Source organism: Agrobacterium sp. 20P9.1.2, from assembly GCF_057799395.1.
This window is the reverse complement of the sequence record NZ_JBYOKI010000004.1, coordinates 346,810-371,035: the sequence shown is the minus strand read 5'-3', so window position 1 is coordinate 371,035 and position 24,226 is coordinate 346,810. Positions and strand designations below refer to the sequence as shown.

The 24,226-nt window shown below is 57.2% G+C and carries 27 protein-coding genes; 22 read left to right on the top strand and 5 right to left on the bottom strand.

Going from position 1 to position 24,226, the window contains the following annotated elements:
• Positions 1–174 precede the first annotated feature (174 nt).
• From hmuQ to AC27VJ_RS14395, 6 genes are all read left to right on the top strand, one after another.
• On the top strand, positions 175–522 hold the full coding sequence (gene hmuQ, locus AC27VJ_RS14420; RefSeq protein ID WP_488684602.1) for a heme-degrading protein HmuQ: 348 nt from the start codon (positions 175–177) through the stop codon (positions 520–522).
• An 8-nt stretch (positions 523–530) separates the two neighbouring features.
• Positions 531–1,052 carry a heme utilization cystosolic carrier protein HutX gene (gene hutX, locus AC27VJ_RS14415; protein ID WP_488684601.1) on the top strand — a complete coding sequence of 174 codons (522 nt, stop codon included), beginning with the start codon at positions 531–533 and terminating at the stop codon, positions 1,050–1,052.
• 224 nt (positions 1,053–1,276) lie between these two features.
• Positions 1,277–2,161: a formyltetrahydrofolate deformylase gene (purU, locus tag AC27VJ_RS14410; RefSeq protein WP_113088878.1), complete on the top strand. Its 885-nt coding sequence runs from the start codon at positions 1,277–1,279 to the stop codon at positions 2,159–2,161.
• 50 nt (positions 2,162–2,211) lie between these two features.
• Positions 2,212–2,508 (top strand): type II toxin-antitoxin system RelE/ParE family toxin, encoded by a 297-nt coding sequence (locus AC27VJ_RS14405; RefSeq protein WP_113088879.1) that lies wholly within the window; start codon positions 2,212–2,214, stop codon positions 2,506–2,508.
• Positions 2,509–2,511: 3 nt separating this feature from the next.
• On the top strand, positions 2,512–2,832 hold the full coding sequence (locus tag AC27VJ_RS14400) for an addiction module antidote protein (protein WP_113088880.1): 321 nt from the start codon (positions 2,512–2,514) through the stop codon (positions 2,830–2,832).
• 126 nt (positions 2,833–2,958) lie between these two features.
• Positions 2,959–3,351: a hypothetical protein gene (locus AC27VJ_RS14395; RefSeq protein WP_488684600.1), complete on the top strand. Its 393-nt coding sequence runs from the start codon at positions 2,959–2,961 to the stop codon at positions 3,349–3,351.
• 40 nt (positions 3,352–3,391) lie between these two features.
• Here the strand turns inward: AC27VJ_RS14395 and AC27VJ_RS14390 are convergent, their stop codons facing one another.
• Together AC27VJ_RS14390 and AC27VJ_RS14385 are read right to left on the bottom strand one after the other, a co-directional pair.
• Positions 3,392–4,768: a sensor histidine kinase gene (locus AC27VJ_RS14390; RefSeq protein WP_488684599.1), complete on the bottom strand. Its 1,377-nt coding sequence runs from the start codon at positions 4,766–4,768 to the stop codon at positions 3,392–3,394.
• Positions 4,765–5,445 carry a response regulator gene (locus tag AC27VJ_RS14385; protein ID WP_488684598.1) on the bottom strand — a complete coding sequence of 227 codons (681 nt, stop codon included), beginning with the start codon at positions 5,443–5,445 and terminating at the stop codon, positions 4,765–4,767. Before AC27VJ_RS14385 ends, AC27VJ_RS14390 begins: the two co-directional genes overlap by 4 nt.
• 81 nt (positions 5,446–5,526) lie before the next feature.
• On the opposite strand from AC27VJ_RS14385, the gene AC27VJ_RS14380 reads away from it, so the two are divergent.
• The 8 genes from AC27VJ_RS14380 to AC27VJ_RS14345 all read left to right on the top strand — a co-directional run bounded on the left by AC27VJ_RS14380 (position 5,527) and on the right by AC27VJ_RS14345 (position 11,554).
• Positions 5,527–6,594 carry an ABC transporter substrate-binding protein gene (locus AC27VJ_RS14380; protein WP_488684690.1) on the top strand — a complete coding sequence of 356 codons (1,068 nt, stop codon included), beginning with the start codon at positions 5,527–5,529 and terminating at the stop codon, positions 6,592–6,594.
• Positions 6,595–6,837: 243 nt separating this feature from the next.
• Complete coding sequence (locus tag AC27VJ_RS14375; RefSeq protein WP_488684597.1) at positions 6,838–7,782, top strand: Bug family tripartite tricarboxylate transporter substrate binding protein; 945 nt, start codon at positions 6,838–6,840, stop codon at positions 7,780–7,782.
• On the top strand, positions 7,779–8,273 hold the full coding sequence (locus tag AC27VJ_RS14370) for a tripartite tricarboxylate transporter TctB family protein (RefSeq protein ID WP_488684596.1): 495 nt from the start codon (positions 7,779–7,781) through the stop codon (positions 8,271–8,273). Before AC27VJ_RS14375 ends, AC27VJ_RS14370 begins: the two co-directional genes overlap by 4 nt.
• Before the next feature lie 94 nt (positions 8,274–8,367).
• A complete protein-coding gene (locus AC27VJ_RS14365; RefSeq protein WP_488684595.1) occupies positions 8,368–9,885 on the top strand; it encodes a tripartite tricarboxylate transporter permease in 1,518 nt (505 codons plus the stop codon).
• Positions 9,886–10,028: 143 nt separating this feature from the next.
• Entirely contained in the window at positions 10,029–10,289 is a 261-nt protein-coding gene (locus AC27VJ_RS14360; protein WP_488684594.1) for a hypothetical protein, read from the top strand.
• Positions 10,290–10,404: 115 nt separating this feature from the next.
• Positions 10,405–10,893: a DNA starvation/stationary phase protection protein Dps gene (dps, locus tag AC27VJ_RS14355; protein ID WP_488684592.1), complete on the top strand. Its 489-nt coding sequence runs from the start codon at positions 10,405–10,407 to the stop codon at positions 10,891–10,893.
• 59 nt (positions 10,894–10,952) lie between these two features.
• Positions 10,953–11,132, top strand: a complete 180-nt coding sequence (locus tag AC27VJ_RS14350; protein ID WP_488684591.1) for a hypothetical protein — start codon at positions 10,953–10,955, stop codon at positions 11,130–11,132.
• 215 nt (positions 11,133–11,347) lie between these two features.
• Positions 11,348–11,554: a CsbD family protein gene (locus AC27VJ_RS14345; RefSeq protein WP_113088890.1), complete on the top strand. Its 207-nt coding sequence runs from the start codon at positions 11,348–11,350 to the stop codon at positions 11,552–11,554.
• A 73-nt stretch (positions 11,555–11,627) separates the two neighbouring features.
• Here AC27VJ_RS14345 and AC27VJ_RS14340 read toward each other — a convergent pair whose 3' ends face one another.
• Positions 11,628–11,999: a response regulator gene (locus AC27VJ_RS14340; RefSeq protein WP_488684590.1), complete on the bottom strand. Its 372-nt coding sequence runs from the start codon at positions 11,997–11,999 to the stop codon at positions 11,628–11,630.
• Between the two features lie 4 nt (positions 12,000–12,003).
• The gene (locus AC27VJ_RS14335) at positions 12,004–13,467 is read right to left on the bottom strand and encodes a sensor histidine kinase (protein ID WP_488684589.1); all 1,464 of its coding nucleotides are present in this window, start codon (positions 13,465–13,467) and stop codon (positions 12,004–12,006) included.
• 340 nt (positions 13,468–13,807) lie between these two features.
• Between AC27VJ_RS14335 and AC27VJ_RS14330 the strand changes: the two genes are divergently transcribed.
• From AC27VJ_RS14330 to ligD, 3 genes are read left to right on the top strand one after another with little or no spacing between them, the layout of a single operon-like run.
• A complete protein-coding gene (locus tag AC27VJ_RS14330; RefSeq protein ID WP_488684588.1) occupies positions 13,808–14,074 on the top strand; it encodes a hypothetical protein in 267 nt (88 codons plus the stop codon).
• A complete protein-coding gene (gene ku / locus AC27VJ_RS14325; RefSeq protein ID WP_488684587.1) occupies positions 14,071–14,907 on the top strand; it encodes a non-homologous end joining protein Ku in 837 nt (278 codons plus the stop codon). Before AC27VJ_RS14330 ends, ku (AC27VJ_RS14325) begins: the two co-directional genes overlap by 4 nt.
• Positions 14,908–14,909: 2 nt before the next feature.
• Complete coding sequence (gene ligD, locus AC27VJ_RS14320) at positions 14,910–17,384, top strand: DNA ligase D (RefSeq protein ID WP_488684586.1); 2,475 nt, start codon at positions 14,910–14,912, stop codon at positions 17,382–17,384.
• A 3-nt stretch (positions 17,385–17,387) separates the two neighbouring features.
• Here the strand turns inward: ligD and ku (AC27VJ_RS14315) are convergent, their stop codons facing one another.
• On the bottom strand, positions 17,388–18,179 hold the full coding sequence (gene ku / locus AC27VJ_RS14315; protein ID WP_488684585.1) for a non-homologous end joining protein Ku: 792 nt from the start codon (positions 18,177–18,179) through the stop codon (positions 17,388–17,390).
• A 207-nt stretch (positions 18,180–18,386) separates the two neighbouring features.
• On the opposite strand from ku (AC27VJ_RS14315), the gene AC27VJ_RS14310 reads away from it, so the two are divergent.
• The 5 genes from AC27VJ_RS14310 to AC27VJ_RS14290 all read left to right on the top strand — a co-directional run bounded on the left by AC27VJ_RS14310 (position 18,387) and on the right by AC27VJ_RS14290 (position 24,168).
• Positions 18,387–19,463 carry a catalase family protein gene (locus AC27VJ_RS14310; RefSeq protein ID WP_488684584.1) on the top strand — a complete coding sequence of 359 codons (1,077 nt, stop codon included), beginning with the start codon at positions 18,387–18,389 and terminating at the stop codon, positions 19,461–19,463.
• A 229-nt stretch (positions 19,464–19,692) separates the two neighbouring features.
• The gene (locus AC27VJ_RS14305) at positions 19,693–20,043 is read left to right on the top strand and encodes a PepSY domain-containing protein (protein ID WP_113088898.1); all 351 of its coding nucleotides are present in this window, start codon (positions 19,693–19,695) and stop codon (positions 20,041–20,043) included.
• Positions 20,044–20,086: 43 nt separating this feature from the next.
• Positions 20,087–20,692: a general stress protein gene (locus tag AC27VJ_RS14300; RefSeq protein ID WP_113088899.1), complete on the top strand. Its 606-nt coding sequence runs from the start codon at positions 20,087–20,089 to the stop codon at positions 20,690–20,692.
• A gap of 97 nt (positions 20,693–20,789) precedes the next feature.
• A complete protein-coding gene (katE, locus tag AC27VJ_RS14295; RefSeq protein WP_488684583.1) occupies positions 20,790–22,943 on the top strand; it encodes a catalase in 2,154 nt (717 codons plus the stop codon).
• A gap of 64 nt (positions 22,944–23,007) precedes the next feature.
• Positions 23,008–24,168, top strand: a complete 1,161-nt coding sequence (locus tag AC27VJ_RS14290) for a glycosyltransferase (RefSeq protein WP_488684582.1) — start codon at positions 23,008–23,010, stop codon at positions 24,166–24,168.
• Positions 24,169–24,226: the final 58 nt, after the last annotated feature.

The window sequence follows — 24,226 nt, the reverse complement described above, 5'->3', positions numbered from 1 at the left end:
TATCCTGAACAATGCGGCGCGCTACAGCCTGCACGCCATATAAGTTGAGTTAATTACACATCTTTCAAAACCACACAATCCGATAAGTTGACTATTTTCGTTATCTTTAATATCTCCCCTTTTCAGGGGCAACGTACCAACATTCGGTACCGCACATTTAAAGGGAGACTATCGATGTTTATTGCAATGAACCGGTTCCGTGTCGTGCCGGGCTTTGAAGAAGCGTTCGAAACCATCTGGCGTGAGCGCAAGCGCCATCTGGCCGAAATGCCCGGCTATCTGGAATTCCACATGCTGAAGGGCGCCAAGGCCGACGACCATACGCTTTACGCTTCCCACACCGTCTGGGCGACCAAGGACGATTTTACCGCATGGACGAAGTCCGAGCAGTTCCGCGCTGCCCACGCCAATGCCGGCAACAATCGCGGCAAGGTCGAATATCTCTCGGGCCCGCATTTCGAAGGTTTTGACGTCATCATTCATGAAGACAAGGACGGCCAAGACCGTCCCGTTGCGGCTTGAACACGACCATGAGTGCGATTGCCGAAAAAACCGATGAACGGCTGGAGCGTGCCAAGGCCGCTCTTGCTGAAAAGCCCGATGGCGTGGTGGAAGCCATTGCCGTCAAGGCAGAGGTAAAGCCAGCCGAAATTCTGGCGCTTCTGCCGCATGGTGCAGCCGTCTCGGCCCCTGCCGAAAAGTTCAACGACATCTGGAATGAGCTGCGCACATGGGGCGAAGTCCTGATGATCGTGCAGACGCCGGATATCGTCTTTGAAGTGCCCGGCCATTTGCCCGAGGGAACGGAGGGGCATGGCTGGTTCAACATTCATGGCGATAGCCCCATTGGCGGGCATATCAAGAAAGACAACTGCGCCTCGATCACCTTCATTGATCGTGAGTTTCATGGACGCCGCTCTCTGTCGGTCTGGTTCATGAATGCGGGCGGCAGCGCCATGTTCAAGCTCTTCGTTCGCCGCGATGCGAACAAGGAATTGCTGGCAGACCAGCTGACGAAGTTCGAGGCGCTGCGCGACAGCTTCCTCGCCTGACACCGTCTTAAGCCGCTGCCATTTTTTTGACGGCGGCTTTCCCTTCCTGATCGTCGCTCTCCTTTTGAACATCGAATGTCGCTTCCGGCATGTCCCGGCCTGCGCACCATGCCTTATGAATTCAAGGCATTGGTAACGAACGGAAAATGGCACGCCGACGAGAGGCTTTGCGCTGAACTCAAGCCTGCGCTATAGGCCGTGGCGACACTTGATGAGGGAAACCGATGACGACCTATGTATTGACCGTAGCCTGCCAATCCAAACGCGGCGTTGTCGCAGCCATATCGGGTTATCTGGCGGGCAAGGGTTGCAACATCGTCGATAGTTCCCAGTTCGATGACCTCGAAACCGGCAAGTTTTTCATGCGCGTTTCCTTCATTTCCGAAGAAGGCGTCGGCATGAAAGATATCGAAGCAGGTTTTGCGCCGATTTCCGCGGAATTCGGCATGGAGGCCAATATCTACAGCGATGGCGAGCGCACCAAAACGATGTTGATGGTCTCGCGCTTCGGCCATTGCCTCAACGACCTGCTCTATCGCTGGAAGATCGGCGCGCTGCCCATCGATATCGTCGGCGTCGTCTCCAACCATTTCGAATACCAGAAGGTCGTCGTCAACCACGACATTCCCTTCCACCACATCAAGGTGACGAAGGACAACAAACCGCAGGCCGAGGCGCAGTTGCTTGATTTAATTGATACGAGCGGCGCTGAACTTGTTGTACTGGCCCGTTACATGCAAATCCTCTCGGACGAGATGTGCCGCAAAATGTCTGGCCGTATCATTAACATCCACCATTCGTTCCTGCCAAGCTTCAAGGGCGCGAACCCCTACAAGCAGGCCTACGAGCGCGGCGTAAAACTCATCGGCGCGACGGCCCACTATGTCACTGCCGATCTGGACGAAGGCCCGATCATCGAACAGGACACAGTCCGCGTTACCCACGCCCAATCTGCCGAAGACTACGTGTCACTGGGTCGCGATGTCGAAAGCCAGGTACTGGCCCGCGCCATCCACGCCCACATCCATCACCGCACCTTCATCAACGGCAACCGCACAGTGGTTTTCCCGCCGAGCCCGGGCAGTTACGCGTCGGAGCGGATGGGGTAAGGGCAGCTTCACTGACATTGACGAACTGACAACTATGGTTTACATTTTCGATGTTCACAATTCGTGAGACGGAAGAGTTTTCTGAATGGCTGGCCGGACTACGCGACGTACAGGCCAAAGCTCGTATCGCAAGGCGCGTGTATCGGCTTGCGGATGGAAATCCGGGCGATGTGAAACCGGTTGGCGAAAGTGTCAGCGAACTCAGGATCGATTACGGGCCGGGATACCGTGTTTATTTCATCCAGGACGGCAAAGTCGTTATCGTGCTGCTGTGCGGTGGCGACAAGAGTTCTCAACGACGTGATATTGCCAAGGCCAAGAAGCTGGCCAAAGCGCTGAAGGAATAGATCGTGCCACTTGTTACACGCGAATATGATGCTGCCCGCTATCTCGATAGCGAAGAAGCAATTGCCGCCTATGTTGCCGACGCAACGGAATCCGGTGATGCAGGCGAACTCGCGCATGCTTTGGGCGTGGTCGCGCGGGCGAAAGGTATGAGCGATCTTTCCAGACAAACTGGCCTCTCCCGCCAGACTCTTTACAAAGCTCTGAGCGGCGAAGGCAATCCTGAACTTGGGACCATTGCCAAGGTTGCAGATGCGCTTGGGTACCGATTGTCGCTTGTTGCGAGAACCCCGACAACACCACCTGAACACATTGAGGGCTTGTAACCAGTCGGGTCGAAGACTTCCGACAAATAAAACCAGTTACAGCAATGAACTTTATTTTCAGCGGTCAGCAACCGAGTTGCTTTCAGGGCCGTTTCTTCTGCGTTGTCAAACACAGAGGTCTCCCTCATGAAAAAGTTGATTATTGCCGGTGCCGCGCTCTTTCTCGCGGCAGGTTCGACGTTTGCCCAGCAGCCTCCACCGCCACCACCAGCAGGCGGGCCTGATGCGGGCCAACAGACTGATGCGCCGCCTCCACCACCTCCGCCACCAGGTGCTGGCCCACGGGCAGAAGCTCCTCCACCACCGCCACCCGGCCATTGGGGTCCGCGCGAAGGTGGCCCGAGAGATGGTGGTCCTCGTGACCGCATGATGATGCCACCACCGCCTCCACCGTCCAAGGGCGCGCATTTCCGCCTGGAGCAGGGTGAAACAAAGATCGACATCAAATGTGCTGACGACGAGCCAATGAAGGCCTGTGCAGACATCATGATGCAGTTGATCGACAAGATTAACGAGTAACACTACTCGCAAGCGACAGAAGCGGCGCGTCTGCGCCGCTTCACGAAAACTGCACGGTGGCTTTCAGCCCTTTTCCGGCCGCGCCGTCTTCCAGCGACAACTGCCCGTTGAAAAGCGAGGCAATCTCTTCGACGATTGCCAATCCAAGGCCCGCGCCCGGTGCCGCGTTACCGTCACCTCTGGCGAAGCGCTGCCGCACGACGTCTCTCTTCTCAGCGGAAATCCCGGGGCCATTGTCCTCGACTTCGATAAAGGTCGAACCTCCCGCGCGTCCTACCCTTACCGTCACCTCAGCACCACGCCCGGCGTAGGCAATGGCATTGCTGATGAGGTTGCCAAGCAACTCGCCCAGTAATAGCGGTTCTGCAGGAATGCTGGCCGCTTCTATCTGTTCGAAACCCAGATCGATGCCAGCCTCTGCCGCGACAGGCACATAATCGGCAGTTACGGATTGCGCCAGCGAGACAAGATCGACATCGACAAGGCTTTGCTTTTCCCCCGACCCCGCCGCGTCGATATTGGCCATGCGCAGAAGCTGAGCCAGAATATGCTCCGCATGCGCAACCGACGCATCGCCTTTGTGCGCAGCAGCCTGCGCTTCCTGCAAGGTAGACGCGCGCGCCGACAAGGCAAGTTGAGTGCGGATGATCGCAAGCGGTGTTCTCAACTGATGGCTGGCATTGCCGGTAAAGTGCCGCAGCGCATCCAGTGCCGATTGCAGCCGCACCATGAAGGAATTTACGGTTTCCACGAGGTTCTCGACCTCGACAGGCACGGATTGCCGGATGGGGTGCAAGTCATTCGGGCTGCGCTCATCGATGGCCTCGCTGAGCCTGTAGAGCGGCCGCAGCGAAATCGTCACCGCAATCCACACGATGATGGCCGCACCGACAATCATGAACAGGAGGCGCAACGCCGAACGCAGAATGATGGCCTGCGCCAGACGGCTGCGCGCAATCGTAGTCTCCGCCACCGTGACGGTAAACGGCACGGAATTGACGCCGGTTGATGCAAACCGCTCAATAGCCGCAACTCGGATAGGTTCTCCACGGAACTCCGCGTCCACGAAAATCGGCGCGTCGCTGCGGGCCTTTTCCACGGAAGGCAGGGTCTGATAGCCTGTCAGAAACTGGCCGTTGGGTCCATCGACCCTGTAAAACACCCGGTCCTGCGCTGCCGATGTCAGCATTTCCAAGGCGACATAGGGAATGTCCACCTCCAGAGATCCGTCTTCCGACACCACGACACGTTCGGCAATGGCAAGCGCGGAGCCGGAAAGAACGCGGTCGGAGACGATGTTGGCTGTGTTGATCGCTTCGCGATAGGTATCAGCCAACGCGATACAGCCGATGATCGCTGTGGAAATCAGGAGCCAGCCCAGCAGACGCCGCCGCAGCGAATAGGCGGCTTGCTTCATTCCGCCATCTCCGGCAGCTTCTCCAGATAATAACCGATGCCCCGCGCCGTCTTCACCGTCAGCCCGTGCGGCGCGAGACGCTTGCGCAGACGGCTGACATATTGCTCGATGGCGTTGCCGGACAGCTCGTCATCGAAACCGGTCAGTGATTGCACAATGGCTTCCTTGGCCACCACCTTCCCGGCCCGCATAAACAGCACTTCCAGCAGCGCCACTTCGCGTGCGGGAATATCCAGCGGGTTGCTATCGACAGAAAAGGTACGCGATGTCAGGTCGAACGACACCTTGCCAAAGCTGACCAGCGACGAGCGCAGCCCCGCATTGCGCCGCAGAAGCACCCTCACCCGCGCTTCGAATTCGGTGATGTCGAAGGGCTTGATCATGTAATCGTCGGCGCCGAGATCGAGCCCCTTCACCCGCTCTTCCGGTGTGCCGCGTGCCGTCAGGATCATCACCGCAGCCTTGTCCTGACGGGCGCGCATGGAGCGCAGTACCTCGATACCGTCCATTTCAGGCAGGTTGAGATCGAGAATGACGAGGTCGAAATTTTCGGCGGCAATCGCGGCATAGGCTGAGGCACCATCGGACACCACATCCACGGCATAGCCACTGCCCCGTAGCAGTGCCGACAAGCCCTCCGACAGAACCTGATTGTCTTCCACCAGCAAAATTCGCAAGCAGACGCCCTCCATTTGGATCAAATTTATCCAAGCCTTCCCGTCTTGTGAATGGCAAGGGCCTGCGGCATGATCTTTTCCATGCGTATTCTTCTGTCCCTCTGTTTTTTCTTGACTGCCGCCACCTGTTTGCAGGCGCAGCAGATGCTTTTCCCTGCCCTATCAGGCAAGGCGGATGCGGAAACGCTTGTGGTCTATTCCTCGCTGGACGAACCGCTCGCCACGCCCATGATCGAAGGTTTTCAGAGGGCGAACCCGGATGTGGCGGTTTCCTACGAGGATATGCTGACCGGCGAGATTTACGACCGCATCGTGCGCGAGACGGATGCAGGACAGAAAACCGCCGATTTCGCCTTTTCCTCCGCCATGGATCTTCAGGTCAAACTCAGCAATGATGGCTATGCCCAGCGCTCCGATCTGCCCATGAGCGCACGCTGGCCCGCCTGGGCCAACTGGCGCAACACGGCTTACGCGCTGACCTTCGAGCCCGCCGTCTTCGTCTATCACAAGCCGAGCTTCCAGACGGAAAAGCCACCGGCCAGCCGCGCAGAATTCGTGGATTATCTGGAGCGCCATGCCAAAGCGGTGCATGGGCGCATCGCGACTTACGACATAGAGCGCTCCGGCGTCGGCTTTCTGTTCATGTCGCGGGATCAGGAGCAGTTCGGCGATATCTGGAATGTCATCAAGAGCATGGGTACGGCGGGGGTGAAAGTCTATTCCACCAGTTCCGCCATTCTGGAACGCATCTCCGATGGTCGTTTCGTGCTGGGCTATAACATCCTCGGTTCCTATGCGGCGGATTGGGCATCGCGCCATCCCGATGTCGGAATCGTCCTGCCCAAGGACTATACCGTCGTCATGTCGCGCATCGGGCTCGTACCGCAGGCGGCACGAAATGCGGAGCTTGGCCGCCGCTATCTGGAGTTCTTCATGTCGAAGGAAGGCCAGACCATCATGGCGCGGCAATTGCAGATCCCCGCCGTCAGCCCCGATGTTGCGGGGGAAAACACCGCCAACATGATGCAGGCCATCCACGGTGCGCAATTGCGGCCCGTGCCGGTCAGTCCGGGCCTGATGGTCTATCTCGATCAGGTTAAGCGCGCCCGCATCATCGAGCGCTGGAACGAAGCTTTGCGCGCCCAGTAGACGGATTTCAAAAATTAATAGACAGTAAATGCGCGGAGGAATTGCCAAGCGTCAGTTAAATGACAGCTTTCTGTGGTGCTGTGCAGTTCTTCGTTCATCCGTGGAGGCGGACTGAAGAAGCGGGAGGAAGTCTTATCCGACAAATCGTTGCCCGGTTGCCAGTGTGCAGCCCTCGATCTCGGCCATGTGCGCCCCTTCCGCTGTCATCACAACATGCCGAATGGCATACAAGGAGGGTTCACTTTGAAGCATTTCTTTATCGCTTCGCTACTTGCTGGCGCAATCGCACTTCCAGCAGCAGCAGCTGATTACACCATCATTGCTCCTGCAAACCCCGGCGGTGGCTGGGACCAAACAGCTCGTTCGTTGCAGAGCGTGCTGCAGGAAGACGGCATTTCCAAGCGCGTTCAGGTTCAAAACGTTCCCGGCGCCGGTGGCACCATTGGCCTTGCGCAATTCGCAAGCCAGCAGAAGGGCAATCCCAACGCGCTGATCGTTGGCGGCTACGTCATGGTGGGAGCGATCCTCACCAACAAGGCTCCGGTTACGCTGAAAGAAGTCACGCCGATTGCACGTCTGACCGGCGAATACGAAGTCATCGTCGTTCCGGCCTCGTCGCCGATCCAGAATATCGGCCAACTGGTCGAACAGCTCAAGAAAGACCCGGGCAGCGTATCCTGGGGCGGCGGCTCGGCTGGCGGCACCGACCACATCACGGCTGGCCTGATTGCCAAGGCTGCGGGCGTCGATCCAACCAAGATCAACTACATCGCTTACTCCGGCGGCGGTGAGGCTCTGGCCTCCATCCTCGGCGCGCAGGTGACTGCTGGTATCTCCAGCTATGGCGAATTCGAAAGCCAGGTGAAGTCTGGAACTGTTCGCCTTCTCGCCATCTCCAGCGAAGCGAAGATCGAAGGCATCGATGCCCCAACGCTGAAGGAAAGCGGCCTCGACGTCGTCATCCAGAACTGGCGCATGGTTGCGGCTCCTCCAGGCCTGACGCCTGAGCAGGAAAAGGCCGTCAGCGCCGATGTCGAAAAGCTGGCGAAGTCTGCCAAGTGGCAGGAAACGCTGAAGACCAAGGGCTGGATGGATACCTATCTTGCCGGTGACGCTTTCAAGGAACAGCTTGCTAAGGACACCGCCTCGACAGAAGCCATCCTCAAAGACATCGGACTGGTAAAATGAGCCAGGGTTCATCCCCTTCCCAACCCACAAAGCGCCGCCCTGATTGGGCGGCGTTCGGCATCGCCGTTTTTCTGGTGGCCGTTGCAGCCGTGATCTTCTGGGATTCGGCCCGCCTTGCCAGCGTCACCGGTTATTCTCCTGTTGGACCGGCAACCGTTCCTTACGCCATTGCCTTCTGTCTTATCGGTCTGGCCATCTGGACCGGCTTTGAAGCATGGCGCAATGAATTTCCGACCCGCGACAAGCAGGAACTGGGACCGGTCTTCTGGGTCATCGCAGGCCTCGCTGCGCAGATGCTGCTGCTGAACATCGCCGGTTTCTCGATTGCCACCGGCCTGCTCTTTGCCTTCACGGCCCGCGCCTTCGGCAAACGCAAGCTCTGGTATTCGATCCCCATCGGCATCGTGTTCAGCTTCGTCATCTGGGTCATCTTTGCGCAGTTCCTGCAATTGTCGCTGCCATCAGGACCTTTGGAACGGCTGTTTTTCTGACAGCCGAGCCGCCCGATAAACAACAAAGACATGAAGCCGAGCGCCTGCACCAAAACGGCAGCAACGGCCTCACCCGACAGGGGGACAACTGTCCATGAGCACTTTTGAATTTCTGCTTCAAGGTATTGCGATTGCCGCGCAACCCATGAACCTGCTTTACGCGCTGATCGGCGTTACACTCGGCACCGCCGTTGGCGTTCTGCCCGGCATCGGTCCAGCGCTGACAGTGGCGCTGCTGCTGCCAGTCACCTACCGGCTCGATCCTGCCGGTTCGCTCATCATGTTTGCCGGTATCTATTACGGCGGCATGTATGGCGGCTCGACAACCTCGATCCTGCTCAACACGCCCGGCGAAAGTGCGTCCATCGTGACTGCCTTGGAAGGCAACAAGATGGCCCGAGCGGGGCGCGGTGGACCGGCGCTCGCGACGGCCGCCATCGGCTCCTTCGTAGCGGGTCTGATTGCGACCATCGCGCTCGCCTTCGTGGCACCCTACATCGTCAAGCTGGCGCTGGTTTTCGGCCCACGCGAATATTTCGCGCTGATGGTGCTGGCCTTCGTCACCGTGTCCTCCGCTTTCGGTGACTCCGCACTTCGCGGCCTTACCTCGCTGTTCATCGGCTTTGCGCTCGCCATCGTCGGCATCGACCAGTTAACCGGCCAGACGCGTATGAGCTTCGGCATCCCCGACCTGCTCGATGGCGTGGAAGTCACCACACTTGCCGTTGCCATGTTCGCCATCGGTGAAACGCTGTTCATCGTGGCGCAAGGCCAGAGCGGCGACGAAAAGGTCGAGGCCGTCAAGGGTTCGGTCTGGATGAGCGCGCAGGACTGGGCACGCTCGTGGAAGCCATGGCTTCGCGGCACCTTAATCGGCTTCCCGATTGGCGCGATGCCAGCGGGCGGCGCAGAAATCGGCACCTTCCTGTCTTATGCGACGGAAAAGAAGCTGTCCAAGCACCCGGAAGAATTCGGCCACGGCGCTATTGAAGGCGTTGCCGGTCCGGAAGCCGCCAACAACGCATCTGCTGCCGGTACGCTCGTGCCGCTGCTGACGCTCGGCCTGCCGACGACGGCGACCGCTGCCATCATGCTGGCCGGTTTCCAGCAGTTCGGCCTTCAGCCCGGCCCGCTTCTGTTTGCGACAAACCCGCAGCTCGTCTGGGGCCTGATTGCCAGCCTCTTCATCGCCAACCTCATGCTGCTGGTCCTCAACCTGCCGCTGATCGGCCTGTGGGTGAAGCTGCTGACCATTCCGAAACCCTGGCTCTATGCAGGCATTCTCTTGTTTGCAACGCTCGGCACCATCGGCGCAAACCCATCGGTCTTCGAACTCGGCATGCTGCTCGCCTTCGGTATCCTCGGCTATATCATGCGTATCTTCGGTTATCCGATCGCGCCTGCCGTCGTCGGCCTCATCCTCGGGCCATTGGCCGAACAGCAATTGCGCCGCGCGCTGGCCATCGGTCAGGGTGATCCCTCGGTGCTCTTCACGTCGTGGATTGCCGTTGGCCTGTTCCTCGTCGCTGCAGCAGCCTTCATCGTGCCGCTCATCATGCGCCTTCGCGGCCGTGGTCAGGTGCTGACGCAGCTTGCTGCAAATGAAGACTAAGAAAGTCGCGCCAACTAAAGACTAAGCGTTCCTCCCAAGGAACTGCCCCGCATTCGAAAGGATGCGGGGCTTTTTTGTCGTCGGAACGGAAAGCAGCCGGTACCCGTTAAGCTTGCAGCCCAAGCTCTTTCAAGGAATAAGCCATGCGCCCACTCGCCCTGTTTCTCATTCTGGCGCTCACATCCTGCACGACCGCCTCCTCATCCGTGGAACCCATACCGGGCAGCATCACCTATGGTGGCCAGCCGCGAACCAAGCTGACCAAGTCGCCCATCGGCAGCACGCTGACCCATGACTTCATCATGAATGACGGACGCCATGCCTTCGAGACCTATCGTATAGCGCCCGACCGATCCCTGATTTTGCTGAATCGCGAAATCATCAGCGATGTGCCCGACGATTGAACCGCGAAGAATGGTCGTTTCCGTACAGAATGATTGGAACGACTGGCGCGCTCAACTCGTTGCTTTCTCACATGTTTCAAAAACGAACCATTGATCGATGTTTGAGGAGAGAAAAATGCGAACCCATAAGACCAGGAACGATTTGCCGTCCAATGCGAAAGCGACAGTCATAGGGCTATTGAACGAGTCTCTGGCTTCCGTCATCAATCTTTCGCTGATTACCAAGCAGGCGCACTGGAACCTCAAGGGGCCGCAATTCATTGCCATCCACGAGCTGCTGGACCAGTTCCGCACCCTGCTGGACAAGCATAGCGATACAATTGCAGAACGCGCAGTGCAACTAGGTGGAACAGCCCTCGGCACCGTGCAGACGGTAACATCCACGTCGAAGCTGAAAGCCTACCCGACGGATATCTTCAAGATTCAGGATCATTTGGCAGAACTGATAGAACGCTATGGCGATGTCGCCAATCTGGTTCGCAAGTCTATCGATGAAGCGGATGATGCCGGCGATGCCAACACAGCCGATATCTTCACCGCTGCCTCGCGCGATCTTGATAAATCGCTGTGGTTTCTGGAAGCCCATATTCAGGAAAAAAGCTGACACAATAAAAGCGCCCGGGGGACCGGGCGCTTGCACCATTCGTCATTCTCAGACGATCAATGTCGGCGCAGAACCGCCTTGCCAATATCGCGAAGCATCTCATGATCGAGGATGCCGCGCTGGGCGCTCCTGATCAGAACGGCTGCGCATTCATTGGCGACCGAACTGCTCCGGTCTTCAAGGCACTCGAAACACACGCCATCAAATATGGTCTGAAGGTCAGTGACCTGCTGGGGTGACAATTGTGCGCCAACCCTTTGAAAAGCCGCATACGACAAGGCTCATCCTCCCTAGAATACGCCAAGTATCGACACTCATTTTCACGAACGATTAATTTCTACACCTGATCGAATCACATGTCGAATCAGATTTTAACGAATTTTCAACGATTATTTTATCGGAACCGCAGAAGCTGCCCGCCCGTTACTTCTATGTAACAAAAAGGAGAAAAGCCATGGATTGGAACCGTGTAGAAGGCAACTGGAAGCAGGTTAAAGGCAAGATCAAGGAACAGTGGGGCAAGCTCACCGACGATGATCTGGACCAGATTGCAGGCAAGCGCGACCAGCTGGAAGGCAAAATCCAGGAGCGCTACGGCGTCGAGAAAGACCACGTCCGCAAGGATGTCGATACCTGGTACGACCGCCAGACCTGGCAGTAAAACAAGACTGAATATCCATCAAAAAATGCCCGCTGCGTGCGGGCATTTTGCATGTCTGGGAGGGCTTGGCCAATCAACAGGCTATGCTGAGACCTATGTCGGACAATGCTTTTTCGATGACATGCGGTGACACCGGCTTGGTCAGAAAAATCGCGCCCGGTGGAAGAACACCTTCCGCTGGATTGTAGCGCCCTGAAATCACGACCACCTTGATATCTGGCCAACGTCGATGCGCGACATTGGCAAGGCCCAAGCCGTTGATCGAGCCCGGCATATCGATGTCAGTCAGGATCGCGTGAATGGAATCATCGGCTTCCAGCATCTTGACGGCTTGGTCGGCTGTTGCCGCCTCATCGGCCACATAGCCGAGGTCGCAGACCATATCCACGAGGTCGAGCCGTATGAGGCCGTCATCTTCAACGATCAAAAGGCGGGGTTGCAGCATCTGCTTAATGCTCCTGCTGAAAGCTGGTCAGCTCTGCTGAAATGATGCAGCGCAAGCCGCAGGCGTCATAGATGATATCGACATTGCTATCGGCGGCACCGGCAAGTCCGGCCTTGATGAGACGCGACCCGGAACCCACCCGTTCCGGCGACATGACCACGGGGCCACCGGTTTCCGTCCAGACGAGTTCAAACCGGTCATTGCTGTCACCGGAGACACGCCAGCGAATATTGACGTTGCCTTCAGGCGCGGAAAGCGCCCCGTATTTGATGGCATTGGTGGCGAGTTCATGCAGGATCAAAGACAGCGACAGCGACGGGCGCGAGCCGACGCGCAGATTGGGGCCGGAGACTGAAAACCGTGACGCCATCGGGTCATCATGGACTTCCAGCATCTGGTTGACGAGTTTGTGCACCTGCGATGTGCCAAGACCACCTTGGATGACCGTATCATGCGCCGCACTCAGAACACCGATACGCGCGGACAACGTCTTGCGGGCGGACGAGACATCCTCTGCCGAACGAAGGGTCTGCGAAGCGATGGCCTGCACCATGGCCAGCTGGTTCTTCAACCGGTGGCCGAGTTCATGCGATATCAGTTCCCGATGCTTCTGCTCAGCCACGCGCTCCGTCACGTCCTGCGCCTGCACGAGAATGCCGGTGATCCGTCCATCCGGCGCTCGCATTGCCTGATAGACGAGGTCAATCATGCGTTTCTGGCTCTCGCCATCCGGCCCACGGTTCAGTTCGACCGGTACGGCACGCGATGCAAATGGCTCGCCCGTTCTATAGACCCCATCGAGCAGATCGATGAACCCCTGCCCGACGACTTCCGACACGGCCTCGGCCACGGACCTGCCGATGATCTCGCGGCCCATGCCGATCATCGAATAATATTCCTCATTGGCAAATTCGAAGACATGATTTGGGCCACTGAGCGTTGCGATGCCAGAGGGTGACATTTCGAAAATCTGGAGCAGTTTTTCCTGCTGGCTCTGCTGCTCGCGGCGCATGAGAATTTCATTGGTGATTTCGGTGCAGGCGCAGAACATGCCCAGCACGACACCGTCGCGGTCTCTCACTGGCGTGTAGGAAAAGGAAAAATGCGTTTCTTCCGGATAGCCTTTGCGGTGCATGATGAACTGGATGTCATCCATCGAGGTGCCCTGCCCGGCATAGGCGGCGGAGATAATCGGCTCCACACCATCCCAAATGTCGTACCAGAGATCTTTGAAGGGGTGCCCGAAGGCAGCAGGATGGCGGTTGCCGCACATGGCAGCGTAACCATCATTGTAGAGCGTGATTTGCTGCGGACCCCACACCATCAGCATGGGCTGCAAAGAACCGAGCATGACGTTGACGAGCGTCTGAAGTTCAACGGGCCATTCGTCTGGGGTCCCGATTGGACACTCGTTCCAAGCAAAGCCCCGGAACAAATCCCCGCATTCGCCGCCGCCTATGAAATTCAAAACTTGCCCCGTACGTGTCGCGCCCTAGCGTAACAAGTCGCATCGGCGCGTTTGGTTCCACGATAAAAACGAGGATTTTGCTTTGGTTAAATGACGTTGAAAAACAAGGATAAACTTGCGCCTCAAAGTAAGTCGAAGATTTGCCTTGGAAATACTTCCATCGGTTGATTGATGATGCTGCGCGCTCCGCTCTGGTTGATTTGCTTCTCCTGAATTTGCTCTCATCCACACCGGAATTTCCTGCGTCACCATCAAATCCTGTCACCGCCTTCGAAATTGGAACGCCGGACGGTTGCGGGCGTTAGGGTGTTGTGGAGGTCAATGGTTGGAGGAGTGATCCGTGTCGCGTACACCCAAGAAATCTGGTCATAAAACCTATGATGTCAGGGATCGGCTCATCCTTGCACTTTACGCGCAATTGCGTGCCGAGCGGGAAACGCGTGAGGCGATGGAATGGGTCATGCGCAATGGCGGCCTTTCGCCTGAAGTGCTGGAGGCCATGGCCTCCGACCCCATCCCCGTCGTCACCGCTGAGGACATGCAGACCATCGACAGGTCGCTGAAACATCTGCGGCTTGGTTCGGATCGTGAAGGCGCACGTCCATGACGAGGCGCGCAAGCTGGAAAGGTCATATCAAATTCGGCGATCTGGTCTGCGAGGTCGGGCTCTACTCGGCGCTCACCTCCTCGAAAAAGATTTCCTTCAACATCGTCAACCGCAAAACCGGTAATCGTGTCGAGCGGCAATATGTCGATAGCGACACCGGCCATCAGGTGGACAAGGAAGACCAGGTCCGCGGCTTCGAGCTGGACAATGGCGACCATGTCATCGTCGAGGGTGATGAGATCGCAAAGCTGATGCCGGAGAGTGACAAGATCATTCAGGTCGAAAACTTCATTCTTTATGATGAAATCGACAAGCTCTATTTCGATCGGCCCTATTTTCTGGCCGCGACCGATCAGGACGGGGAGGACGCTTTGAGCCTGCTCACCCAGGCCATGCAGCGGCAGAAGGTGGCGGCGATTGCCGAGGCCGTGCTGTTTCGCAGAAACCGCATTCTCATCATCCGCCCGCATGAGAAATCGCTGATCGCGACCACGCTCAATTTCGATTACGAGGTCCGCTCGCAAAGCACGACCTTCAAATCCGTGCCTGACCTCAAGTTCGATGACGAGATGCTGGAGCTTGCCGGACACATCATCAAGAAACGCGCTGGAACCTTCGATCCAGCCGCCTATCCGGATCGTTACAATGATGCGCTGGCCGAACTGGTAAAGGCGAAGATCGAGGGGCGTCCGATCAAGAAACATGTCGAGGAAAAGCGCGACAATGTGGTTGATTTCAAAGAAGCACTTCGCCGCAGCGCCGCCGATAAGGGCGAGGCCAAATCTCCACGCAAGAAGCCAGCCAGTAAGACGGGCACGAAAAAAGCGAGCTAGCCATGGGCCTGCAAACCTACAACGCCAAACGCCGTTTCGACCAAACGCCCGAACCACGCGGAACAAAGGCTGAAAGCGAAGGCTCATCTTTCGTCATTCAGAAACACGATGCCCGCAGGCTGCATTATGATTTCCGGCTGGAAATGGATGGTGTCTATAAAAGCTGGGCGGTCACGCGCGGCCCCAGCCTCAACCCTGATGACAAGCGGCTGGCCGTGCATGTGGAAGACCACCCTTTAAGCTACGGCGAATTCGAGGGCGTCATTCCCAAAGGCCAATATGGCGGTGGCACCGTGGTTCTGTGGGACCGGGGCATCTGGCACCCCGTCGGTGATCCCAAGAAGGGTTACAAGAAAGGCCATCTGGAATTCGAGCTGGACGGAGAAAAGCTCAAAGGCCGTTGGCATCTGGTGCGCATGCACGGCAAGCCGGAAGAAAAGCGTGAAAACTGGCTGCTCATGAAGGTCGAAGACGAGGAAGCCCGCGACAAGGGCGATATTCTTGTCGATAAACCGGATTCCGTGAAATCCGGGCGAAGCGTCAAAGCCGTTGCTGCCAAGCCTGACGACACATGGAATTCCAAACCCGTCAGCAAGAAACCAAAAGCCGCACCGGCAGAAAAGCAGGCGCATGATTTCCCCAAGGGCGCACGCAAGGTGGCTCTGCCAGACTTCATTCCTCCCGCCCTCGCCACGCTGAAACCCAAGCCGCCCGCCGGTGATCGCTGGCTGCATGAAATCAAATTCGACGGTTATCGCATTCAGGTCCGTGTTGATGACGGCAAGGTCGCGCTTCTGACCCGGAGCGGTCTGGACTGGACCGAAAAATTCGGAGACGACGTCGCCCGCGCCTTTTTAAAACTACCGGTCGAAACCGCCATATTGGATGGCGAAATCGTCGTGGAGCGAGACAATGGCGCATCCGATTTCTCCGCGCTCCAAAAGGATTTGAGCGACGGTCGCACGGATCGCTTTCGCTTCTACGCCTTCGACCTCCTCTATCTCGATGGGCGCAGCCTGCAAACGGCAGAGCTGATCGAGCGCAAGCATCTGCTGGAAAAGCTGCTGCCATCAGAAGACCCGATCCTGCGCTACAGCGAGCATTTCGAGCAGAGCGGCGACATGATCCTCGACCATGCCTGCCGCCTGAGCCTCGAAGGTGTCATTTCAAAGCAGAAGAGCAGCAAGTATCTGTCAGGCCGGAAAGGTCAGTGGATCAAATCCAAATGCTCCAGCCGTCAGGAATTCGTCATCGGCGGCTTTACCCTGTCGTCAACCTCGGATGAGGCCATCGGCTCACTTGCGCTTGGAGTCTACGATGAGGATGGGCTGAAACATGTCGGGCGCGTCGGCACCGGCTTCACGGCTGATGTTGCGGAAAAGCTGTTTCAGACTTTGCAGCCGCTGACCCAGAAGGAAAGCCCCTTTGCCGACAAGCTGACCGCTCTGGCCAAGCGTGACCTGATCTATGTGAAACCGCAGATCGTCGCCGAGGTGGAGTTTCGAACATGGTCTGCCGACGGCAATCTGCGCCACGCATCTTTCCGTGGGCTTCGCGAGGACAAGGACGCGATGGACATACACCGTGAGGATCAGCAAAGCACCGAAAAACCCGTGCCCAAAACCACAGTTACCTTCTCCCACCCGGAACGGCTTTATTGGCCAAAGGACGGCGTGACGAAAGAAGGTCTGGCGGATTATTACGCGCAGGTCTGGCATCTCATGGCCCCTTATATCGTGGACCGCCCGCTGGCGCTTCTGCGTTGTCCCGATGGGATCGACGGTCCGCATTTTTTCCAGAAACATCCATGGCGCGGCACCAACAAGGCGATTGGCCAGATTGCCGACCCCAAGGACAAGCAGGGCGAACCGCTGATCAGAATCACTGATTTCGACGGGCTGATGGCGCTGGTGCAATCGGCAGCGCTGGAAATTCACCCATGGGGCGCAACGACGCGCAGCTGGGAAAAGCCGGACATGATCACCATGGATATCGATCCCGGCGAGGCTGTGGGCTGGGATGAGATCATCGACGCAGCCCATGAATTGAAGCGCCGCTTCGAAGATGTCGGGCTGGCTGCCTTCGTCAAGACCTCAGGCGGCAAGGGCCTGCATGTTGTCAGCCCGCTGAAACCACAGGCTGGCTGGACTGCGGTCAAGGCCTTTGCCAAGGCTATGGCGGTGGATATGGCCAAGTCCGATCCCGACAAATATCTCGCCGTCTCGACCAAATCCAAACGACGTGGCCGAATCTTCATCGATTATCTTCGCAACGGTCGCGGCAATACGGCAGTGGCGCCCTATTCCACCCGTGCACGCCCCGGCGCTGCCATATCCATGCCGCTGGACTGGTCGGAACTGACAGATGAAATCGGCCCGGATTACTTCACGGTCAGCAACATTGCGCCGCGTCTGAAGGCCATGAAAAACGACCCATGGAGCGGCTTCTTCGACGCCGCCCGCCCTCTACGGAAATGAGCATCAGCCCCGCTTTTCCGAGGCGAGGCTTTTCTTGAGCGCATCCATGATGTTGATGACGTTGCCGCCACTCTTTTTAGTGGCAGCAGCCTTCGGTTTGGAGGGCGCTTTGCCCTTTTCCTTGGATTTCAGCAGCGACTTGATTTTCTTCTGAACCGTATCCTGCGCAACGGATGGCTTCCACGCTGTCGTGTTCTTCTCGATACGCTTTTCCATCAGCGACAGAAGCTCGGAATCCATCTTCTTTTTCGGCTCCAGCGTATCGATGCTTTCGCGCACCTCATCGGAATATCGCAAGGTCCACAGGATGATACCTTTGCCTGCGGGCTCCAGCAGGACTGCATGTTCACGCCGATAAATGACCAGCCGGGCGATGCCTGCGACATTGTTGGCCTTCATGGAATCCCTGATAACGCCGAAGGCTTCGGCACCGATCTTGTCTTCGGGTTTCAGGAAATGCGGCCGGTCGTACCAGATCCAGTCGATCGAACCGGCTGGCACGAAAGTCTGGATATCGATGGTGCGCGTGCTGTCCAGACCCACGGCATCGATCTCGTCATCCTCCAGCAGAACGTAGCTGCCGTCTTCCTTGGCAAAACCTTTGACCTGGTTCTTGTCCGTGACCTTCCGATGCGTGGTGCTATCGGCATAAATGCTCTCGACGCGGTTGCCGGTTTTGCGGTTGAGAATGTGGAAGCGCACCTTTCCGCTTTCAGTCGTGGCGGGCGTCAGGGAAACGGCAGCGGTCACGAGTGACAGCCGCAAATGCCCTTTCCAGAAAACATGACGTGGCATGGTGCGAAAACTCCCTGATGAACCAACTCTGCATCAACGGCGCACAGACCACTTCGTTGCCATTGCCTGCAAAAACGCGAGCGGGGAAGAACGTCCGGATGGCACGTTTGGAACCATTCCAAAACAACACTGTTATTGCTGGACGACCGGGCCTGCTGGAGACCATCGCCCTTTCGCTCTTTCCCATCCCACACGGAGAAATGACCCATGACGTTACCCCAGCCTGTCCGCTATTCCGCCGATCTGGAAGAGATCAAGCCTGATGAACAGGAGGTGATCTCCGATCTCAATGAGACATTCGACGTCATCCTCAACCGCACCGCTGAAGATTACGGCCATGCGGTGCGCTCGGTCCATGCAAAATCCCACGGTATTCTGGAAGGCTCACTAACTGTCGCGGACGGCTTGTCGCCGGAGTTTGCCCAAGGCCTCTTCGCTGCCCCCGGAAGCTACAAGGTCTATCTGCGCCTTTCCACCAATGCCGGTGACATCTTGCCTGATGCGATCTCCCTGCCCCGTGGCCTTGCCATGAAGGTGGTAGGCGTCGAAGGAGACCGTATCGAAGGTGCTGAAGGCTCGACGCAGGACTTCGTCATGGTCAATGGCCCAGTGTTCCAGGCACCCGATGCCAAGAAATTTCAGGGCAATCTGAAAATGCTGGCCAAGACCACCGACCGCATGGAAGGCACCAAGAAGGTTCTGTCTAGCGTCTTGCAGACGGTCAACAGCGCGCTGGAAACGGTGGGCATCGAAAGTTCGGTTGTCCAGTCGATGGGGGGCGCGCCCAATATCGACCCGCTGGGTGAGACCTATTTCAGCGTCACTCCGTTTCGCTACGGTGACTATGTCGCGAAGTTCCGGCTGAAGCCCGTTTCGCAAGGTCTGGTGGAACTGACCGGACGAGAAATCGACACCAGCGTCAGCGACAACGCCATTCGCGAAACCGTTCAGGCCGAAATGCGCGACACCGCCGGTGAGTGGCTGCTACAGGTACAACTCTGCCGCGATCTGGAAAAACAGCCTGTCGAAGACCCGACCGTGGAATGGAAAGAGGAAGAAGCCCCCTTCACCACCGTCGCCACGGTAAAAGCTGCGCCGCAGGATAGCTGGAGCGACGAGAATGTTCGCAAGGTGGATGACGAGATGCGTTTCAGCGTCTGGACCGGTCTTGCCGCCCACCGCCCGCTCGGCAACATCAACCGCGCTCGCAAGGACACCTATGAGCATTCCTCGCAGTTTCGTGCAGCCTTCAACCGCTGTCCCATGCACGAGCCGCGCGACTAGGTTTTCTCAAGGTCGGTGAACAACTGGACAAGAAACACGGCGGAAACGCCGTGTTTTTGCATTTCTGGCTCAGCGCAGCGCTATTTTTCGTCGGATGCGTTCAAAAACACCACTCTTCTGCGACCGCCGCTTCCATTTAATTTTACTCATATGGAACGAATGATCCTACCGGCGGTTAGCTACACACGGAGCTGTGAAGAACGGTCCGCATGAAGAGGAAATAATCACCATGAAGAAGATCATTCTTGCGGCAGCGCTGCTTAGCGCTACGGCACTGACCGCTGCTGCCCAGACCACTGCCCCAGCAACCACAGCGCCATCCATGTCGGCTCCTGCCACGACTACGGACGGAAAGACACCAGCGGTTGCAACGCCAGAAACCAAGAACCCGACCGCACCTGTCGAAGGCGCGAACAGCTTCACTGAAGATCAGGCGAAGACGCGTATCGAGGAAGCCGGTTATTCTGAGGTCAAGGACCTCAAGAAGGACGACAAGGGCATCTGGATGGCAGCAGGCATGAAGGATGGCAAGGCCGTCATGATCGCCTTGGATTACCAGGGCAACGTCGTCGCGAAGTAATTCGCCATCTCGTCACGCCAACGATTTTTTTGAGGACCATACTATGAAAACAATTACCGGACTTTTCGATGATCATGCAGATGCCCGCTCGGCAGTGACCGCGCTGGAAACTGCAGGCGTACCGTCCAAGGACATCAGCATTGTTTCGAACAATGCCAACAATCGTCACGACAATGATGACTCGAAGGCTGCCGAAGGTGCTGGAACCGGCGCTGGCATTGGTGCCGTTGTCGGCGGTGCTGGCGGTCTTTTGACCGGTCTTGGCCTGATGGCTATTCCAGGCGTCGGTCCTGTGGTTGCTGCTGGCTGGCTCGCAGCCACTGCCGCAGGTGCTGTGGCCGGTGCCGTTGCAGGCGGCGCAGCTGGCGGTATCGTCGGCGCGCTGACGGACAATGGCGTGTCTGAAGACGACGCTCATGTTTACGCAGAAGGTGTGCGCCGTGGCGGCACCATCGTCACTGCCAAGGTGGACGACGGCATGGTGACGGAAGCCGAGGCCATCCTGAAACGCTCCAACTGGGTTGATCCGGCTGAACGCCGCACGGCTTACAACGAGCAGGGTTGGGAAAAGTTCGACGACACGCTCGATCCTTACAATTCCGACCAGATCGAAAAAGAACGTATGCGTTACAGCCGTCCCGGCCTGTAAGCCAGACTGAATACTGATAAGGCCGCCTCTTTCGGGCGGCCTTTTTATGTCTGGGTTGCGCTGACGCAGTTCAGGTCCAACTATGAGGAAATCCATCATGGCCAAGAAACCAGCTGCCCCAAAACCAGTGCAACAGACAGATGTTGTGACCATTCACGATCAGAAAATGCAACGCGGACAGGGTGGTGAACTCCACCAGTTTGCGGAAGGCGACACGCCCGTCATGACCACCGCCCAGGGCGGCCCGGTTGCAGACGACCAGAATTCGCTACGGATCGGCGCGCGCGGCCCGCTCGTCATGGACGACTTTCACTTCCGTGAGAAGATGTTCCATTTCGACCATGAGCGCATCCCGGAACGCGTGGTTCATGCCCGCGGTTACGGGGCGCATGGCTATTTCGAGACCTACGAATCTCTGTCTGCCTATACCAAGGCGGACTTGTTTCAGCGCAAGGGTGAAAAGACCCCGCTTTTCGTGCGCTTCTCCACGGTCGCTGGCAACAAGGGCTCAGCCGATCTGGCGCGCGATGTGCGCGGCTTTGCCGTCAAGGTCTACACCAAGGAAGGTAACTGGGATCTGGTTGGCAACAACATTCCGGTCTTCTTCATTCAGGATGCCATCAAATTTCCCGACCTGATCCACGCCGCCAAGCAGGAGCCGGACCGGGCTTTCCCACAGGCGCAGACGGCCCATGACAATTTCTGGGATTTCATCACCCTGACGCCCGAGAGCATGAACATGGTCATGTGGATCATGTCTGACAGAACCATTCCGCGTTCGTTGCGCTTCATGGAAGGTTTCGGCGTTCACACCTTCCGTTTCGTCAACGACAAGGACGAATCCACCTTCGTAAAATTCCATTGGAAGCCGAAACTGGGACTTCAGTCCGTTGCCTGGAACGAAGCCGTCAAGATCAATGGTGCCGACCCGGACTTCCACCGCCGCGACCTCTGGCATGCCATCCAGTCCGGCAATTTCCCGGAATGGGAATTGCAGGTCCAGCTGTTCGATCAGGAATTTGCCGATAGCTTCGACTTCGACGTTCTCGATCCGACCAAGATTATTCCCGAAGAAATCCTGCCGCCAAAGGCTATTGGCCGCATGGTGCTGGATCGTATGCCGGACAATTTCTTTGCCGAGACCGAACAGGTCGCCTTCATGACCCAGAATGTGCCGCCGGGCATTGATTTCAGCAACGATCCGCTGCTTCAGGGCCGTAACTTCTCCTATCTCGACACGCAGCTGAAACGTCTCGGTGGTCCGAACTTCACCCATCTGCCGATCAATGCGCCCAAGTGTCCTTTCGCGCATTTCCAGCAGGATGGTCATATGGCGATGCGCAATCCGGTCGGTCGGGTCAATTACCAGCCCAACTCGCATGGCGAAGGCCCACGGGAATCGCCAACGCAGGGCTATCGTCACTTCCCGGCGGAAGAACAGGGTACTAAGGCACGCCTTCGTCCCGAAAGCTTCGCCGACCATTACAGCCAGGCGCGGCAGTTCTACATCAGCCAGACCGGTGCAGAGCAGCGCCATATTGCAGCAGCGCTGACCTTCGAACTCAGCAAGGTCGAAATTCCGGCCATTCGTGAACGCATGGTTTCGCATCTGCTCAACATCGATGAGACGCTGGCAATGACGGTCGCGCAGAAGCTTGGTTTCGAATCCATGCCCAAGCCAGCCGATGCCGCCATGCCGACACGGCAGGATCTCGATCCATCGCCCGCCCTCAGCATTGTCGAAAACGGCCCGAAGCGTTTCGAGGGCCGCAAGCTCGGCATTCTCATCACCGATGGCGTCGATGTCGGTATGCTTTCGGCACTGACGGAAGCGATCACTGCCGAAAAGGCTGTGTTTGAGCTGATCGCGCCGAAGGTTGGTGGTGTGAAAGCTTCCGATGGCAGCATGGTCAAGGCTCACCACATGATCGACGGCGGTCCTTCGGTTCTCTTCGATGCGGTCGCTCTGTTGACCTCGCCGGAAGGAATTGAAGACCTGGTCGATGAAGCCACTGCGCGTGACTTCGTGGCCGATGCTTTCCAGCACTGCAAGTTCATCGGTTACGTCGAATCGGCCATGCCGCTGCTGGAAAAGGCGGGCATTGCAGGGGCAATCGATGAAGGTGTGGTCGCCTTGCCGCAGGACGAAGACCCGACAGACTTCGTCGCCAAGCTGGCCGATCTGCGCGTTTGGGGCCGCGAGCCCTCTGTGAAGCTCGGCAAGGCGTCCCCTCCGCCTGCCAATAAATAACAGCGATGACAAAGCGCGGCACCCGGTGCCGCGCTTTTCTTTTTAGCAAGGAGACGCTTTGACGATGATCGAAAAATCGAAGCCCAGACGGCTCATCGTTATCAGCGATTTCCAGGGCGGTGGCCCCTTCCCGCCGCATATCCCATCCATCGAAAGCTTCCAGCAGCAATGGCAAAGTGGGGCGCGCGGAATGCCTGCCGCCGCGACAGACGCCATCCCCGATTTTCAGGTCGAAGGCGGCTATATCGAACGTCTGCCGCTCGCCTGCGTGAAAGCCGGAATCGTCGATGTCATCGAAATCTGGACTCACTGGCGCAGCGACGATCCGCCGGAAGCCGATCTCAGCCAAGCGCCTCTCATCATCCGGCGTTCGTTTCAGATGAATGGCCCGGATGGGCCCTTTCACTCCAATGACATGCTGGCGCATATCCAAACATTCGGCCCGCCGGAGATGCTGTGCGTCTGGGGCCTTGGTGTATCGGAAGAAATTTTGATTGCTTGCGATAAAACCTATAAAATATATAATTCCATCGATGCACCCGCCTTGCGAATTCCGCCGGAGGTCAGCAGACATTTCGATCTGGTCCTGACTGGCGCGGAATGGCAGTCGGACGAGGTGGCAGCGCTTCACCCGCAGATGAAAACCGATATCCTTCCCATCGGCCCGGAATTCGCATCAGACAGCATGTTCTACCCTATCGAGGGGGCAAAGCCATACGACATCATCTATGTCGCAGCGGCGCAGGGATATAAGCGCCACGACATTCTCTTCGACGCAATGGCAAAACTTCCGCGCTCCCTGCGCGCGCTTTGTGTTTTCGGCTATGGAGAAATGAGCGAGGATTTACGACAGCAGGCCCGCGATCTTGGAATCGATGTCGATTTCGTTGGGCCGCCCGGTGTTTCCTTCGCAGAGGTCAATCGTTTGATGAATCTCGCAAAAATGGGCGTCGTCTGCGGTGTGAATGATGGTGCGCCGGCCATTCTCACGGAATACATGCTGGCCGGTCTGCCAGTCCTCGCCAACAATCATCTCAGTTGCGGTCTGCAATATATAACGGCGCAAACGGGCCAGGTCGCATCCGCCGAGCAGTTCCACGAAGGCATCGCATCGATGCTGGAGAAGCTCGATACTTTCTCTCCCCGTCAGGCGGTGATCGACAACTGGACATGGCCGCACTCCATTGAAAAATTGCAAAAAATTATCGATATTTCAGAATATTAGAAAGTTTTCACGCCTTAGGAACAAAGGCCTTCACGGCTGGTTTGAGTATGTCTCTCAA

What these genes read in the sequence shown, in the direction of transcription:
- hmuQ (WP_488684602.1), top strand. Translation starts at nt 175, where the DNA reads ATGTTTATTGCAATGAACCGGTTCCGTGTCGTGCCGGGCTTTGAAGAA.
- hutX (WP_488684601.1), top strand. Translation starts at nt 531, where the DNA reads ATGAGTGCGATTGCCGAAAAAACCGATGAACGGCTGGAGCGTGCCAAG.
- purU (WP_113088878.1), top strand. Translation starts at nt 1,277, where the DNA reads ATGACGACCTATGTATTGACCGTAGCCTGCCAATCCAAACGCGGCGTT.
- AC27VJ_RS14405 (WP_113088879.1), top strand. Translation starts at nt 2,212, where the DNA reads ATGTTCACAATTCGTGAGACGGAAGAGTTTTCTGAATGGCTGGCCGGA.
- AC27VJ_RS14395 (WP_488684600.1), top strand. Translation starts at nt 2,959, where the DNA reads ATGAAAAAGTTGATTATTGCCGGTGCCGCGCTCTTTCTCGCGGCAGGT.
- AC27VJ_RS14390 (WP_488684599.1), bottom strand. Translation starts at nt 4,768, where the DNA reads ATGAAGCAAGCCGCCTATTCGCTGCGGCGGCGTCTGCTGGGCTGGCTC.
- AC27VJ_RS14380 (WP_488684690.1), top strand. Translation starts at nt 5,527, where the DNA reads ATGCGTATTCTTCTGTCCCTCTGTTTTTTCTTGACTGCCGCCACCTGT.
- AC27VJ_RS14370 (WP_488684596.1), top strand. Translation starts at nt 7,779, where the DNA reads ATGAGCCAGGGTTCATCCCCTTCCCAACCCACAAAGCGCCGCCCTGAT.
- AC27VJ_RS14365 (WP_488684595.1), top strand. Translation starts at nt 8,368, where the DNA reads ATGAGCACTTTTGAATTTCTGCTTCAAGGTATTGCGATTGCCGCGCAA.
- AC27VJ_RS14360 (WP_488684594.1), top strand. Translation starts at nt 10,029, where the DNA reads ATGCGCCCACTCGCCCTGTTTCTCATTCTGGCGCTCACATCCTGCACG.
- dps (WP_488684592.1), top strand. Translation starts at nt 10,405, where the DNA reads ATGCGAACCCATAAGACCAGGAACGATTTGCCGTCCAATGCGAAAGCG.
- AC27VJ_RS14350 (WP_488684591.1), top strand. Translation starts at nt 10,953, where the DNA reads ATGTCGGCGCAGAACCGCCTTGCCAATATCGCGAAGCATCTCATGATC.
- AC27VJ_RS14345 (WP_113088890.1), top strand. Translation starts at nt 11,348, where the DNA reads ATGGATTGGAACCGTGTAGAAGGCAACTGGAAGCAGGTTAAAGGCAAG.
- AC27VJ_RS14340 (WP_488684590.1), bottom strand. Translation starts at nt 11,999, where the DNA reads ATGCTGCAACCCCGCCTTTTGATCGTTGAAGATGACGGCCTCATACGG.
- ku (WP_488684587.1), top strand. Translation starts at nt 14,071, where the DNA reads ATGACGAGGCGCGCAAGCTGGAAAGGTCATATCAAATTCGGCGATCTG.
- ligD (WP_488684586.1), top strand. Translation starts at nt 14,910, where the DNA reads ATGGGCCTGCAAACCTACAACGCCAAACGCCGTTTCGACCAAACGCCC.
- ku (WP_488684585.1), bottom strand. Translation starts at nt 18,179, where the DNA reads ATGCCACGTCATGTTTTCTGGAAAGGGCATTTGCGGCTGTCACTCGTG.
- AC27VJ_RS14310 (WP_488684584.1), top strand. Translation starts at nt 18,387, where the DNA reads ATGACGTTACCCCAGCCTGTCCGCTATTCCGCCGATCTGGAAGAGATC.
- AC27VJ_RS14305 (WP_113088898.1), top strand. Translation starts at nt 19,693, where the DNA reads ATGAAGAAGATCATTCTTGCGGCAGCGCTGCTTAGCGCTACGGCACTG.
- AC27VJ_RS14300 (WP_113088899.1), top strand. Translation starts at nt 20,087, where the DNA reads ATGAAAACAATTACCGGACTTTTCGATGATCATGCAGATGCCCGCTCG.
- katE (WP_488684583.1), top strand. Translation starts at nt 20,790, where the DNA reads ATGGCCAAGAAACCAGCTGCCCCAAAACCAGTGCAACAGACAGATGTT.
- AC27VJ_RS14290 (WP_488684582.1), top strand. Translation starts at nt 23,008, where the DNA reads ATGATCGAAAAATCGAAGCCCAGACGGCTCATCGTTATCAGCGATTTC.